The organism is Aliiroseovarius crassostreae, from assembly GCF_001307765.1.
Taxonomy (GTDB): domain Bacteria; phylum Pseudomonadota; class Alphaproteobacteria; order Rhodobacterales; family Rhodobacteraceae; genus Aliiroseovarius; species Aliiroseovarius crassostreae.
The window spans coordinates 80,623-94,398 of the sequence record NZ_LKBA01000009.1 but is presented as its reverse complement, the minus strand read 5'-3'; the positions used below and the strand labels follow the sequence as shown (position 1 = coordinate 94,398).

The following is a 13,776-nucleotide window of genomic DNA, read 5'->3' as shown; positions in this document are numbered from 1 at the left end:
GGGAGAATGAACGGCTTCGACGGGAGAACCGCATCCTGAAGGAGGAGAGGGGCGTGCTAAAAAAGGCCACGGCCTTTTCGCGAGGCAAAAGACGTGAGGGTCGCATTCATCGACCAGTACGACGGTACACTCAGCCAGCGCCAGCTCTGCGGCCTGCCTGGAGTAACCGATCGTGGCTACCGTTCACGGCGATCACGGCCGATCAGTCAGCGCCAGCGCGACGCCAAGGCGGCAAAACGCTTTCTGGGCAAGGCCATAAAGGGCTGCAAGGACTGGAAAAAACCCAGTAAGATCAACACAGAAAAGGCCGCATGTTCAATCTGACCCGCGCCCCCATCAGCGAAAAGCGCATGATCGAACGTGCCTTTGGTGTTGGGCCATGTGTCATGCCAGAGACAATGGCGTGGCTTGAACAGCAGCGCGCAGCATAATTGTGCCTCTCAGAAGGGCGATTGTGGCCTGCCGAAAAGTTTGCAAAAGAGCCATGCCACGAATGTCGGTGCCAATGCAGGTACTCCGGCCAAAAGTCGCATCTCTTCATTCTTCTTGATCGTCAGCACCGGCCAGCGGGATGGTAACTGTCGCGCGCACCCCGCCTTCTTCCCGGTTTGCCAGTGAAATATCGCCGCCATGCGCCCGAACAATGGTGCGCGCGATTGCAAGCCCAAGGCCATGACCTCCTGTTTCAAGAGACCTGGATTCCTCAAGCCGATAAAAGGGGTCAAACACACGCTCCAGTTCGGCCGCGGGAATGCCTGAGCCTTCATCGTCAACGAAAATCAGCAGGTCGCTGTTGCGAACCGAATAGCTTACGCGGGCTTTGCGTCCATAACGAACTGCATTTTCAATGACGTTTCGCAAGGCGCGGCGGAATGCGCTGGGACGAATGCGCGCCTGTATCGCCTGGCCTGTAGTCAGATCAAATTCCTCAACCATATCAATTCGCAGTGAAGAAAGAAATTCGTTGACATCGACCTCATAGGCGGCTTCCGATCCGCCCAATCCACGAGCGAAAGTAAGTGTGGCCTCGACCATTGTCTGCATCTCTTCAATCGACGTCACCAAGCTGTCGCGCGTTTCCGGTTCATCCACCAATTCAGCTCGCACACGCAGTGCTGTCAGCGGCGAACGCAGATCATGTCCCAGAGCTGCCAGCAGCCGGGTCCGGTCGGCCACGAAACGCGTCAGGCGATCCTGCATTCGGTTGAACGCCGCTGTAAGGTCGCGCACCTCCTTCGGCCCGGACATCGGCAGATCTGCTACGTCTTCGCCTCGACCAAGATCGTCCACCGCTTTTACTAACCTTTGCAGTGGCCCGGTCAGACGCGAGAGAAGAAACCAGAAGGTGACGATTAGCAGGACCGCAGCTGTCAGGGCAAACGTAAGTGTCGAAAACAATGGCCATTGAAGCGGAGGGCGTTCGAATCTCGTACCAACATTCAGCCATTGGCCACCTGTGATCGAGATTGACAGGTTCATTTCGACCGCTGAGAGTTCGCCATTCATCATGGCAACATGCATTTCTGCCATTTCTGGCGCCAAATGTGGCAAAGGTAGGATCTGCCCCTCAATTTCGTGAAGTTCAACACGGATGTCGCGGCTGTAGGTGTCATTTAAAAGGGCGCGGATGCGATCCTCCACCAGGCCACTTTCCGTATGATCGGTATCATTTACGCTTGGCGTGTCCGACATATCGAAACGCACCAGGGGGGAATTGGCCGCGCGCAGGATCGAGGCGTGCAGGTTTGGCGGGGCTTCTTCGATCAGCCGCGCGACGTTCGCTGCTCGGCCAGCGGCTTCAAACCCGAATGCGGCCCGGATCGCGAGGCTTCTTTCATCAACAAAGAGCCACAGGCTGATAATCTGTGCAGCAGCCAAGGCCGCAACAACCAACAGGACCAATTGAACGCGCAATGTGTTGGCCCGCCACCGCATCATTTGAGCACCTCGGCATCTGCTGCCAGACAATACCCGCCGTTTCGCACGGTTGTAATGATCTTCGGGCGCAGCACATCCCGTTCAATTTTCCGACGCAGCCTACTGATCTGGTTGTCGATTGTTCGATCCAGCGGCCCGGCTGAACGGCCTGCGGTCAGATCCAGCAACTGGTCGCGGCTCATAACCAAGCGGGCCCTTTCGAGAAGAACCGTCAGCAGTTTGAAATCCGCAGTGGTCAGAGGCGTTTCTTCACCAGCCTCGTCGATCAAGATGTGCCTGTCGGTATCAAGTATCAGATGTGCGAAGCGGATCTTTTTACCCGCGAATTTACCTGCATGGATTTCCGATCGTTCGGACCGGCGCAGCACAGCTTTTATACGGGCGAGCAATTCGCGGGGATTGAACGGTTTGCTCACATAATCATCAGCGCCTATCTCGAGCCCTACGATCCGGTCGGTTTCTTCACCAAGCGCCGTCAACAAGATAATTGGCAGCTTACGATCCGCAGAAAGCCGTTGGCAGACAGAAAGCCCGCTTTCTCCTGGCATCATGACGTCCAGCACAATGAGATCATAGTGCCCCAGGGCCAGTTTGGCGTCCATGTCATGTGCGTCTTTGGCGGCTGTCGCCCGCAGGCCGTTCTTTTCCAGAAAGCGCGATACGCTTTCTCGTATTTCTTTGTGGTCATCGACCACCAGGATATGCGGTACCTCGGACATGTTTTTCCTTTTAATCAGTGCCGTTTCGATAGGTCAGGGCCATTTTTGTCACCAATTGTATCAGCTCACGGGTCTTGCGACAGACCATTACAAAACACTCCGTGTAGATCATTCAAAATCGGATTTTCATACCGAAGTAATAGTGACCGAAACCAACCCCGTGAGGAAACAATGAAAAAAATCTCCCTTCTTGCCGCCACCGTCGTTCTTTCGACTGCCTCGGTCGGTATTGCGCTTGCCGATACAAATCATGGCCATGGCGACAACGCGCCGAAGGCAGGGACAGGCATGGCCATGAATGGTGGCGGGCATGACATGATGAAGATGATGCAGATGCATGCCGGAATGATGGGCGGCAGCGGTATGGGCATGATGGACCAGAACGTGATGGGCATGATGATGGGTGATGGCACGGCCTCACCTGAAAAGATGCGCGAGCAACTTCAGGCGATGCATTCGAGCTTTGATGCTGACAAAGATGGTACGCTGTCGATCGAAGAATTCGAAATGCTGCACAGTTCCATGATCCGTAACTCCATGGTCGACCGCTTTCAGCACCTTGATGCCGACGGCAATGGCAAGGTGACCGCAGAGGAAATGACAGCTCCAGCCGACAGGATGAAGCCTGGAAACATGATGCATGATGGAATGAAGCCTGGCACTATGATGGGTGACACCAACATGAGCAATGACGGAAACTGATCCGCGCTCACACAACTGCCCCGATCGAGAACACTCGATCGGGGCAGTTTTCTATTTGGAGTAACGAAATGAGCTACACTTACGATCGCCTGTTGGCCGGCGTTCACATTGACGACGCGGATATGCGCATCCGTAAATCGTTGCAGGAGAAAGGCTTTGGTATCCTGACTGAGATCGACGTGCAGGAAACCATGAAAGCGAAAATCGACATGGATATGGATGGCTATCGTATTCTCGGCGCATGCAATCCGAACATGGCGTATCAGGCCCTGGACAGTGAGGCGCGGATCGGAGCCATGCTTCCTTGCAACGTGGTCCTGCGAAGCCTTGAAGGTGGAACCGAAATCAGCGCAGTTGATCCCGTTGCATCTATGGCTGCAGTCCAAAACCGTAATCTTCAAGCAGTGGCGGAAACGGTGCGCGAAATGCTGATTGAAGCGGTCGATCAGGCATAGCTGATTAGTTGAAGACCTGTGGCAATGAGTGTTGATCACCTACAGATCCTCGTGAAGGCGGTTGCCAATCCCGCTCAGCGCGCAGGAGAGCCGCTCTCCTCCGTATTGAAACGCGAGGCGACAAAATATTAAAGCGTTTTGAGATTAACTTGAGACACAAGTTAATCTCAAAACGCCCGCAACATCAGTAGGTTTCGAGCGTCTCGCCTCATTATTGTGTCACAATAATAAGGCGAAACACTTTAAACTGCGAAAGTAAATCATGTATCCGGACCGCGCGTTGATCAAGCGAATTCGACCCATCCTGCCTTTACTGGCCCTTGTTGCGTTTGGAGCCCTTTTCCTAACATGGGCGCCAGAACAGATCAGTCGGTTTGATCGCGAAGCCATTGATCAACTCGTCTCAAACGCAGGCTATAAGGGCCCGGTTATCATAGTTCTTCTGATGACCGTGGCAGTGGTCGCAAGCCCGATTCCAAGTGCGCCCATAGCATTGGCCGCCGGTGCCGCCTACGGTCATTACGCCGGAGCCATTTATGTCGCGATAGGTTCAGAGCTGGGTGCGATGATCGCCTTTCTGATCGCGCGCTACCTCGGAAGGGATTCATTGTCGACGCTCTTTGGTAGCAAGCTTGATCATGGACTTTTAGGTTCTCAGAATGCCCTGACAATTATCATCTTCACGAGCCGCCTGCTTCCGTTCATTTCTTTCGATGCCATGAGCTACGCTGCCGGGCTCAGTGGTATTCAGCTGTGGCGCTTTTTGCTCGCAACACTCGCCGGGATAATTCCAGCAAGTTTTGTGCTGGCCCATTTTGGCAGTGAAGCGATGTCCGGCGATTTCGGTTTAGCTGAATGGCTGGCGCTCGGGCTCGGTTTGCTTACCGCAATACCACTATTGGTTATCGCTCTCAGACGCAGAAGACACGGTCACTCCCTCAGTTCTTAGCGGAAATTTAGGCTCCTGAAACCAACCGCAAAACGGGGGGTTACCCATGATACAAAATGATACATTTCTCTTTTGATCTGAGCCTTGACCTTCCCGTGGCTGGAAGCCCTAGGTTTTCTATATAGACAGGAGACAACTATGCCCAACCATACACACCATCACCCGGGAAATGATCATATGTCCGGCAGCAAGCCTCCTGGCGTTAAAACCGCGACTGACCCCGTTTGCGGAATGGAAGTCACGCAGTCGAGCGATGTAAGAACAGTTAGCTATGACGGTCAGGACTTCTTCTTCTGCTCGGATGGCTGTCAGGCCAAGTTCGCGGGTGATCCCTGGTTCTATGCCACGGGAAACGCCCAAAAATCTGCCCAGAAAACCCAATTGGGCACGCAATGGACCTGCCCGATGCACCCCGAAATCATCCGCGACGAAGCTGGTGCGTGCCCGATCTGCGGCATGGCGCTGGAGCCAATGTTGCCTTCAGACGAACCGAGCGAGGAACTCACCGATTTTTCCCGGCGCATGTGGATCAGCGCTGCGGCTGCGATCCCCTTGGTCATTCTGACAATGGGCGAATTGATCGGCCTGCCGGTGCGGGACTGGATCGGGCTCCGGGTTTCAACCTATGTGGAGTTCCTCCTGGCAACGCCAATCATAATCTGGGCCGCGCAGCCCTTCTTCCGGCGCGGTTGGGATTCGATCAGGAACATGTCGCCCAACATGTGGACGCTGATCTCGCTCGGGGTGGGGGCTGCCTATATCTACTCGCTCTTCGCAGCGTTTCTTCCTGATCTCTTTCCCGAGCAATACCGTGCCGGCGAAGCGGTGGGCACCTACTTCGAAGCCGCCGTGGTAATCGTCGCACTGGTTTTTGTAGGACAGGTGCTGGAGTTGCGGGCGCGGGAACAAACGGGCGATGCCATTCGCGCCCTTCTCAATCTGGCGCCAAAAACTGCCCGACGGATCCTGCCCGATGAAACGGAATATGATGCTCCGCTTGAAAACATCATCGAAGGTGATCTGCTCCGCGTCCGGCCAGGCGACAGTATCCCTGTCGATGGTGAGGTTGTAGACGGCCGGACCTCGGTCGACGAGAGCATGCTCACCGGTGAGCCGGTCCCAATTGAAAAGACTAAGAACGATCGTGTCACGGGCGGCACCATCAACAAGAACGGCACGATTGCGATCCGGGCAACCCAGGTCGGTGCGGACACCGTTCTGTCCCAGATCGTTGACATGGTTGCCGGTGCGCGTCGTTCTCGGGCTCCAATTCAAGGTCTTGCCGACAAGGTTTCTTCGATTTTCGTGCCCACCGTCGTAATCATTGCGATTGCCGCATTCCTGTTCTGGTTGGCATTTGGTCCAAGCCCGGCACTGGTCTTTGCGATTGCCGCTTCCGTTTCGGTGCTGATCATCGCCTGCCCGTGTGCCCTTGGACTGGCAACACCGATTTCGATCACGACTGCAGCAGGACGAGGAGCCCAGGCTGGTGTTCTCATCAAAGACGCAGAGGCACTCGAACGCATGGCGCGTGTTGACACCGTGATCGTGGACAAAACCGGCACATTGACCCTGGGGAAACCGAAGCTCACCGATGTGATCGCGTTCGGGGACCAGGATGAGACAGAGATCCTGGCGCTTGCCGCAGCGCTTGAGCGCGGATCAGAACACCCGCTGGCCGAAGCTATTGTCGAGGGTGCGCGGGAGTGGGGTATAACCCTGTCGCAGTCTGAGCAATTCATGGCCATCACCGGCAAGGGCGTTCAGGGCGTTGTCGATGGCCGCACGGTCTCGCTCGGCAATTCCGCCATGATGCAGCAATTGGGCCTGGACACGGCATCAGCGGATGAAACTGCCGACGCTCTGCGCAGCGACGGGAAAACAGCAATGTATATATCGGTAAATGGCGCGCTCTCTGGAATCGTTGCCGTGGCCGATCCGATCAAGGAGACGACACAAGGCGCCATCCGCGAGCTGCACGCGCTCGGCCTGCGCGTCATCATGGCCACGGGCGACAACCAGCGGACCGCAGAAGCCGTTGCCGGGAAATTGGGCATCGACGACGTCCACGCGGGCGTTCTGCCCGAGGACAAAAAAGCCTTGGTCGAGGAGCTGCGCCGTAACGGAGCGTATATTGCCATGGCAGGCGACGGGGTTAACGACGCCCCTGCCCTCGCTGCTGCAGATGTTGGCATAGCCATGGGAACCGGGGCGGATGTGGCTGTCGAAAGCGCAGGGATCACGCTTCTGCGCGGTGACTTGGTCGGGATTGTCCGGGCACGCAAATTGGCAAAGGCGACGTTGCGCAACATCAAACAGAACCTGTTTTTTGCCTTTGCCTACAACGCCGCCGGTGTTCCCGTCGCCGCCGGAATTCTCTACCCTGTCTTTGGTCTTTTGTTGTCACCAATGATTGCCGCCGCGGCAATGAGCCTGTCATCCGTCTCGGTCATCTCGAATGCGTTGCGTCTGCGGCGTGTGCGCCTTTGATCCCGGTTAAGGAGTGAAGAATTATGGCAAACGGACATCAGGGGCACATGCCTGCCAGCGGTCGTGGATTGACCATTTCAGCTTGGCTGACGGGAATATACTTCGTCATCGAGTTGGGGATCGGCCTCTGGACCGGATCCATCGCCGTCATCTCTGATGCGTTTCACACGTTTTCAGCGGTGGGGGGGGTGTTGGTCGCCATCGTCGCTGCAAATCTGGCGCGACGGCCTGCAGATGAGAACCGCAGCTTCGGCTGGTATCGCGCCGAGATCATCGGCGCGCTCGTCAATGGCGGGTTCTTGTTGGCCATGGCGCTTGTCGTCATCGCCATGGCCGCGATGCGCCTATCCGAGCCGATTGATCTTCCGACAGGCCCGATGCTGATCGCGGCCGCCGGGGGGCTTATTACCGAGTTCATATCGCTTGGCCTGCTGTGGAAACAGAGCAAGGATGATCTCAACACCAAAGGGGCACTCTGGCACATCATCCAGACCTTCGTCGGAAGTCTATTGATCATCGTAACCGCACTGGTGATCCAATACACTGGCTTCCTTTTGATCGACCCGCTTCTTGGCATGGGTTTCGGGTTTGTCTTGCTCTGGGCCAGTTGGAAAATCCTTAAGGAGGCGGCGCATCTGTTGATGGATGGCACACCACCCGATGTCAGCCTGCCAGAGGTTAGCCTGGCCCTCGAAAAGCTTGAAGGTGTCAGGGACATCCATCACGCCCATGCCTGGGTCTTAACAAGCGGGCGGTATGTGTTTTCCGCTCATTTGCGCATTGCGGAAGGTGCTCCCCAACACGCGATCTTGGAAGAGGCGCATTCCAAACTGCGCGAAACTTATGGGTTCTTCTTCGTGACGCTTCAGCTTGAAACGCAATGCCTCGATGAAAACGACGCCGAAACAATTGATTTGTCGGCAATTGAACGCAGGGGGGGGCATCGCCATGGCGGGTGACAACAATCACACGCCCCACCATCTTTTCATAATCGCTGTTACCCTCACCACAACGGCGGGAATAGTCTACTTCATGGTTTGGGGATTATACTTGTTTCCGGAAGGTCATGTCGTTGGCAAATTGGTCTGGCTCCTGACCTGCGGTATTGCGATGGGGCTGGTGATTGGCGCCTTGACCTATCTCTGGGTGGAAGAGCGGTTCCATGGTGGCAAGGCCATCTTGGGGGCTGCACTCGTGATGGCCTCCGTTGGCAGCTACTGCACCTGGATTTGCAGTAAAATCGATGCCCAATTGGGCTATTTTGGAAGCGTCGAAAACATGACCTTGTTTATACTGAGCGGGGTCATCCCGGCTGTTATCGGTGGTTTGCTCTATGGCTGGCTTATTTATGGCCAGTCCGCAAAGGCCACGTAATATGGACACCCCGCCGCTCAGATGGCGCATCGTCAGCTATAGGTTTCGGCGCGTTGTCGTAAAAGCGGCCAAGCGTGTTTTGGTCGATCGCTCGCTTGTCGACGCTGAGGGACGTCAGATCCGCTGGCTTGAGAGGGAAATAGAGAAGTTTATTGCAGATATGAAAGCTGACGTGGACACGCTACGCCCGGTGGCAGGGCTGGAAAACCTGCCGTCCTTTGGCAACCAGTTGATGGTTGAGGCGACAATCTACACAGTTTCTGCAGACCGTGTTTTGCGAAAACTTGGGGTGGAACCAAATGTTGCTGCTCAAATCGTCAGTGACCTCGGCTGGGGCATCTATCGCAGGTTGCTCTTACCCAGCACTTCCGTCATCGGGTTAATCACACGAGATCCCGGGCGGCGTCTACGCTGGACAATTCGCATGTTGCTCTGGTTTCCGTTCAACGCACCGGGGGCGCCTGGGTACGAAGTTCGTATCATACGTCAAGGCGACGACATCCTCACCCGTTTCACTCATTGTCCGCCGCAGTCCTTTGCGCGCCGTCTTTCTGAGGAAACCAACGACCCCAGGGTTCTGGAGGTATTTAGACGCAGTTGGTGCACCTATGACTGGCCTGGTGCGGATATCATTGCAGGAGACGGTGATCGCGGGCACTACACCCGCCCTGTTACTTTGTCAAAAGGTGATCCGGCGTGCGACATGTGCTGGCGCGCTAAAGCGTTTCGAGATTAACTTGAGACACAAGTTGATTTCGAAACGCCCGCAACATCAGTAGGTTTCGAGCGTTTCAGTGAAACCTCCTTCAGTCAATTAGATATGCCGCCTGTGTCAATCGTTCACGAGGTCATGGGAAACACCCTGGGGGAAATCTCTCGAAAAGATAAGGGCGGAGGTTACGGCCAGCGCCGCTGGCATCATGGCCAATAGGAGGCGCGGTTCAGGTGTCGCTAATACTATTGCGCCGTTTGGCTAGGAAACGGACCAGACGCACCAGTCGACTGACTGAGAACGGTTTTTCCAGAACGGCGACATTGCCCGTCCGGCGCCAGGCCTCTGGTACCGCAGCAGGACTGGCCGTGGTGACGATGACACCGGCAAGACCCGCGGCAGTCTCCAGCACCTCGTCAACGAGCGAGCAGACCTGATGTCCTCGTCCAAGATCCAGATCGGTGATCAACAGGAACGGCCCTGTCTGTTGTGAGATGAGCCGCCGTGCATCCTCCCGCGACGCGCAGTCCGTGACGTCGCACTTCAGACGCCTGAGGCTTTGAAGGGTCGCGGCGCGCACTTCGGGCTCGTCTTCGAGAAGGATAATGCTTACCCCGTCAAGCGCGGTGCCCCCGAGCAACGAATCCGGCAGCGCCCGAGGGTGTGCCTCTGTCAGGACGACCTGCGGCAGCGGCAGTGAGAACCGCATCCCGCCCGCCTCGGGCCGATCAATCGTCATCTGGCTTTGCATCGCCTTCGCCAGGGCAAAGCAGATCGACAGGCCCAGACCGTAACCTGCACTGCTTTGCCTGCGACCGGACATATCCGGTTTGTCGCCATCCAGAACAAAGCCGGGCCCATCATCTTCGACCGTGATGGTGCAGTTTTCCCCTTCTATGGCACAATGAAGTCTGATGTGCCCGCCGCCCGCATACTGGATCGCATTGTCAATCAGGTTACCCAGGATGCGATAAAGCGCCTGATCGTCGCCAAGTACGCAGAGGTCAGATGCCGGCCGCGCAATGTCCAGAGTTGCACCCGCCAGTTCGGCGCGTTTTCCGAACGCGGCCTCTATGCGCCCGAACAACTCGGCCAGCCGGATCGGCTCTTGTGCTGCGGTAAAGGTTCCGGCTTGCAGCTTTGACAGGTCGAGGATCGAATTGAACAGCTGCATCGTTTCCTGCGTCAGCCGCGCCAGCTGATCCAGAGTTTCGCACGAGGCGACATCCAGCGCACTGCGGTCGATGCCGCCGATCAAAAGCCCCATGGCGTGCACTGGCTGACGCAGGTCATGGCTGGCCGCGGCCAGAAGCTCTGACTTCGACCTGTTGGCCTCCTCCGCCTCAAGCCGGGCGTCGCTGGCCAATTGGTTCAGCGCAACAAGACGACCCTCGCGTTCGGCGATCGTTGCGGTCAAGTTCGAAAAGGCCGTCTCGATCAGGGTAATCTCGTTGCGCCCAACCGGATCAGGCTCGCGTCCGCTCCCTTCATAGGCGCGGATGCGCTGGGTCAGTTTCTGCACTCGACCGACCACCTGCTTGTCCAGAAAAGTGTAGATGAACGCACTGATCGTCGCAAAGATCAGAAAACTGATCAGGATCAGGTACATATTCGTCCGAATCAGTGACAGGATGGCATCGCCGCGCTGGTTGGCCCCGGAAATCAGGCGCGAGGACATGAACCGGGTGCTGTCGGCCAGCCGATAGGACAGCTGGATATGGTTCTTGAGCCGTCCGCGAAGCACGGTTTCCGTTTCCAGCAGGGTTCGGCGCATTGCCAGCATCTCGTGCCCGATCACCGCCAGCGGGCGGGTCTGGTCCGGGGCGAACAACGCGTCAAGCCGCTGCCCCAGCGCACGGAGCTCGCGCGTCCAGTTCGCGGCATCAAGGTCCTGACGCCAGAGCAGGAAGGCCAGCCGCGCGTCCGGTTCGGCGGATACCCCGGTTGCCCGCTCCGACAATGCGAGCATCCCGGCCTCACTGCGCAGGCGAAGTGTGTTCAGCGCGACCAAGCTATCCAGGTTTTCGGTGAGCTGGGCCAGCGCGGTTTCGATATCGGAGTATTCGCCGGGCCGCAGGGTAAAACCGCTCAGGTCGCGGCTTTGCCGTTCGATCGCGTCGAGCTGATCCTGAAGCTGAATAAGGGTGGTGGCCGCAGCGATCTCGGTCTCGGCGGAGACCAGCAATCCGACCAGACTGGTCAGCCCGAGGATCTCGGCGTTCAGTCGGGTTGCCACCGTCGCCTGCGGCAGGTCCTCGTCGACCAGCCGCTCGAATTCCTGGCGAAAGGTTTGGGCGCCATAAACCGAGACAAAGCCGATCGCCAACGCCCCAAGTGACATGCAGAACAGCGCCAGAAAGACGATCCGCCCAACACTTACCTGCACCCTGCGTATCATGGCGGTGTCATCGGCAGGGGATACATCAGGCCGCCGTCCGTCCAGAGCGCGTTGCGCCCGCGCGCCATCCTCAGCTCAGAGCCGTCACCCAGATTGCGGCTGAAGATATCACCGTAATTGCCAACCTGGCGGATCACCTCTGCCTCCCAGGTGTCAACCACACCCAGATCGGAGCCTGCAGGCAGGGGAAGACTGGCAATCTCTTCCGGATTGCTGGTCTGTCCGATCCCGGCTGTCTCGGCGACCAGGGTCAGGTTGATCACCCAGCGGACGATCTGCTCCCATTGCCGGTCATCCTCGCGCACGACCGGTCCCAGCGGCTCGTTCGCGATCTCGTCCCCGAGCAGGACAAAATCGTCACGATAGCCGGGGCGGCTTGCCATCATCGCGGCCAGATCGCTGCCATCGGCGGTCACCGCCTCGCATTCCCGTCCAAAAAACGCCCGCCACCGCCCCGCCTGCGAGGCGTATTCCTGAATGCCGATCTCGCCGCCCATACTGTCGATCCTTTGACGGATATTGGTGATGCTGGTGGTGCCGGAATTGGCGCAGATCGTCTTGCCGGCCAGATCCGAAAGAGTGCGGGCGCCTGTATCGGCATAGACCAGCACTTTCTGGCTGTCATAATAGGTGATGGCCGGGAATTCGAGCGCGGCGTTCACGTCCCGGTCAAAGGTATAGGTGGTGGTGCGAAACAATACATCCACCTCGCCCCGGGCCAGAACCTCAAGCCGGTTCAGGCTGTCCAACGGAACAAATTCCACCGCCGTTGCGTCGCCCAGTATGGCCGCCGCCACCGCGCGGCAGAAATCGACGTCGAACCCGGTCCATTCGCCATCATAGCGCAGCGTTGCAAAACCCGGATCATCATTGCCGACGCCACACAGCAGATAGCCGCGATCCCGGATCGCAGTGCCAGTATCGCCCTCGCTGGCCTGTGCGCTCAGCGCAGCCGCCAGCCAAAGACCAAGTATCATCGCACCGCGAAACTGCATCACCGCCTCTCGATCTCTTCTGCAGTAAAGCCCTGCGCGAACAGCGCGGCGGTCAGGTCGCCCTGCGTAATGTTAAGATCGACGATTTCCTGCACGACCGGTTTCCCCCTATAGCTGACCGGCAGGCCACAGGCCCGCAGCATCAACATGTCATTTGCTCCATCGCCAATGCAACAGGCTATTTCCGGTCCGATGCCTAGGGCGGCGCATTCGGCCAACAGCACTTCGCGCTTGGTCTCGGCGGAACAGATCGGCAATTCGAGCGCACCGGTCATGACGCCCCCCTCAATCACCGGATTGTTAGCCACCACATGATCGAACCCACAAAGCCGGGCGACCTCTTGAGCGAAGATCCCATAGCCGCCAGTTACCAGAACCGTGCGGGCGCCTGCTGTGCGCATGGTCTGCACCAGCGCCCGGGCGCCGGGGGCCAGCCGGATACGCTGGCAGAGCGCCTCAAGCTGGGCCAGCGGAGTTCCTGCCAACAGCCGGGTGCGCTCGGTCAGCGACTGGGCAAAGTCCAGTTCGCCCGCCATGGCACGGGCCGTGATTGCGGCGACCTCGGTACCCTGGCCGCGTTCCTCGGCCAGAAGGTCGAGCATTTCATCGAGAATGATCGTCGCTTCCATATCCGCCACCAGCAACTGATGCTTGAACGGATTGCCGCGCAGGAAACAGATATCCATCCCCTGTCGTGCGGCCATTTCGCGCAACCGGGCCCGTTCGCCAACGGGTTCACCAGCGGTCGGTGATGTATCGAATATGTGCGTCGATGAAGACGTGGCCGGCCCCGCAGTGGCGCCGACATGGCTGACAAAGTCGGCGAAATTGGCCGCGCTCGCACCGTTTTCACCTGGTATCATCAGAAATCTTGTCATCGTATTTCTCCTCTCCTGCCCTGAACACCTCAGGTATGACCCCATCGCGGCGAATGACCAATACGCCTGAATGACGAGGCCACTCGGGGAGTGGTGTCCCAAAACGGGGATGACAAGACATTGATAATATGACGTTAAAATCGAATTCATCCATAAGGACTAGTCC

The 13,776-nt window shown here is 57.3% G+C and carries 12 protein-coding genes and 1 pseudogene; 8 read left to right on the top strand and 5 right to left on the bottom strand.

From position 1 onward, the window contains the following. Positions 1-216 precede the first annotated feature (216 nt). Positions 217-309 (top strand): annotated as a pseudogene (locus tag AKJ29_RS19340) (IS6 family transposase); the annotation flags it as partial. A gap of 228 nt (positions 310-537) precedes the next feature. Here AKJ29_RS19340 and AKJ29_RS11755 read toward each other — a convergent pair. Further along, positions 538-1,935, bottom strand: a complete 1,398-nt coding sequence (locus tag AKJ29_RS11755; protein ID WP_055191128.1) for an ATP-binding protein — start codon at positions 1,933-1,935, stop codon at positions 538-540. Beyond that, positions 1,935-2,657: a response regulator gene (locus AKJ29_RS11750; protein ID WP_055191099.1), complete on the bottom strand. Its 723-nt coding sequence runs from the start codon at positions 2,655-2,657 to the stop codon at positions 1,935-1,937. The genes AKJ29_RS11755 and AKJ29_RS11750 overlap by 1 nt, the downstream gene beginning before the upstream one ends. 171 nt (positions 2,658-2,828) lie before the next feature. On the opposite strand from AKJ29_RS11750, the gene AKJ29_RS11745 reads away from it, so the two are divergent. From AKJ29_RS11745 to AKJ29_RS11715, 7 genes are all read left to right on the top strand, one after another. Continuing rightward, complete coding sequence (locus tag AKJ29_RS11745) at positions 2,829-3,359, top strand: EF-hand domain-containing protein (protein ID WP_082392585.1); 531 nt, start codon at positions 2,829-2,831, stop codon at positions 3,357-3,359. Between the two features lie 68 nt (positions 3,360-3,427). Continuing rightward, on the top strand, positions 3,428-3,814 hold the full coding sequence (locus AKJ29_RS11740) for a DUF302 domain-containing protein (protein ID WP_055191097.1): 387 nt from the start codon (positions 3,428-3,430) through the stop codon (positions 3,812-3,814). 262 nt (positions 3,815-4,076) lie between these two features. Continuing rightward, the gene (locus AKJ29_RS11735) at positions 4,077-4,763 is read left to right on the top strand and encodes a TVP38/TMEM64 family protein (RefSeq protein WP_055191095.1); all 687 of its coding nucleotides are present in this window, start codon (positions 4,077-4,079) and stop codon (positions 4,761-4,763) included. A 177-nt stretch (positions 4,764-4,940) separates the two neighbouring features. Next, positions 4,941-7,253: a heavy metal translocating P-type ATPase gene (locus tag AKJ29_RS11730; protein ID WP_055191093.1), complete on the top strand. Its 2,313-nt coding sequence runs from the start codon at positions 4,941-4,943 to the stop codon at positions 7,251-7,253. 23 nt (positions 7,254-7,276) lie between these two features. Continuing rightward, positions 7,277-8,212: a cation diffusion facilitator family transporter gene (locus AKJ29_RS11725; protein WP_055191091.1), complete on the top strand. Its 936-nt coding sequence runs from the start codon at positions 7,277-7,279 to the stop codon at positions 8,210-8,212. Continuing rightward, entirely contained in the window at positions 8,202-8,627 is a 426-nt protein-coding gene (locus AKJ29_RS11720; RefSeq protein ID WP_139231404.1) for a hypothetical protein, read from the top strand. The genes AKJ29_RS11725 and AKJ29_RS11720 overlap by 11 nt, the downstream gene beginning before the upstream one ends. A 1-nt stretch (position 8,628) precedes the next feature. Next, positions 8,629-9,363 carry a hypothetical protein gene (locus tag AKJ29_RS11715; RefSeq protein WP_055191087.1) on the top strand — a complete coding sequence of 245 codons (735 nt, stop codon included), beginning with the start codon at positions 8,629-8,631 and terminating at the stop codon, positions 9,361-9,363. A 205-nt stretch (positions 9,364-9,568) separates the two neighbouring features. Here AKJ29_RS11715 and AKJ29_RS11710 read toward each other — a convergent pair whose 3' ends face one another. From AKJ29_RS11710 to serB, 3 genes are read right to left on the bottom strand one after another with little or no spacing between them, the layout of a single operon-like run. After that, positions 9,569-11,737, bottom strand: a complete 2,169-nt coding sequence (locus AKJ29_RS11710) for an ATP-binding response regulator (RefSeq protein ID WP_074963722.1) — start codon at positions 11,735-11,737, stop codon at positions 9,569-9,571. Next, a complete protein-coding gene (locus AKJ29_RS11705; RefSeq protein WP_235477508.1) occupies positions 11,734-12,732 on the bottom strand; it encodes an amino acid ABC transporter substrate-binding protein in 999 nt (332 codons plus the stop codon). Before AKJ29_RS11705 ends, AKJ29_RS11710 begins: the two co-directional genes overlap by 4 nt. Continuing rightward, positions 12,732-13,610 (bottom strand): phosphoserine phosphatase SerB, encoded by an 879-nt coding sequence (gene serB, locus AKJ29_RS11700; protein WP_055191083.1) that lies wholly within the window; start codon positions 13,608-13,610, stop codon positions 12,732-12,734. The genes AKJ29_RS11705 and serB overlap by 1 nt, the downstream gene beginning before the upstream one ends. Positions 13,611-13,776 lie beyond the last annotated feature (166 nt).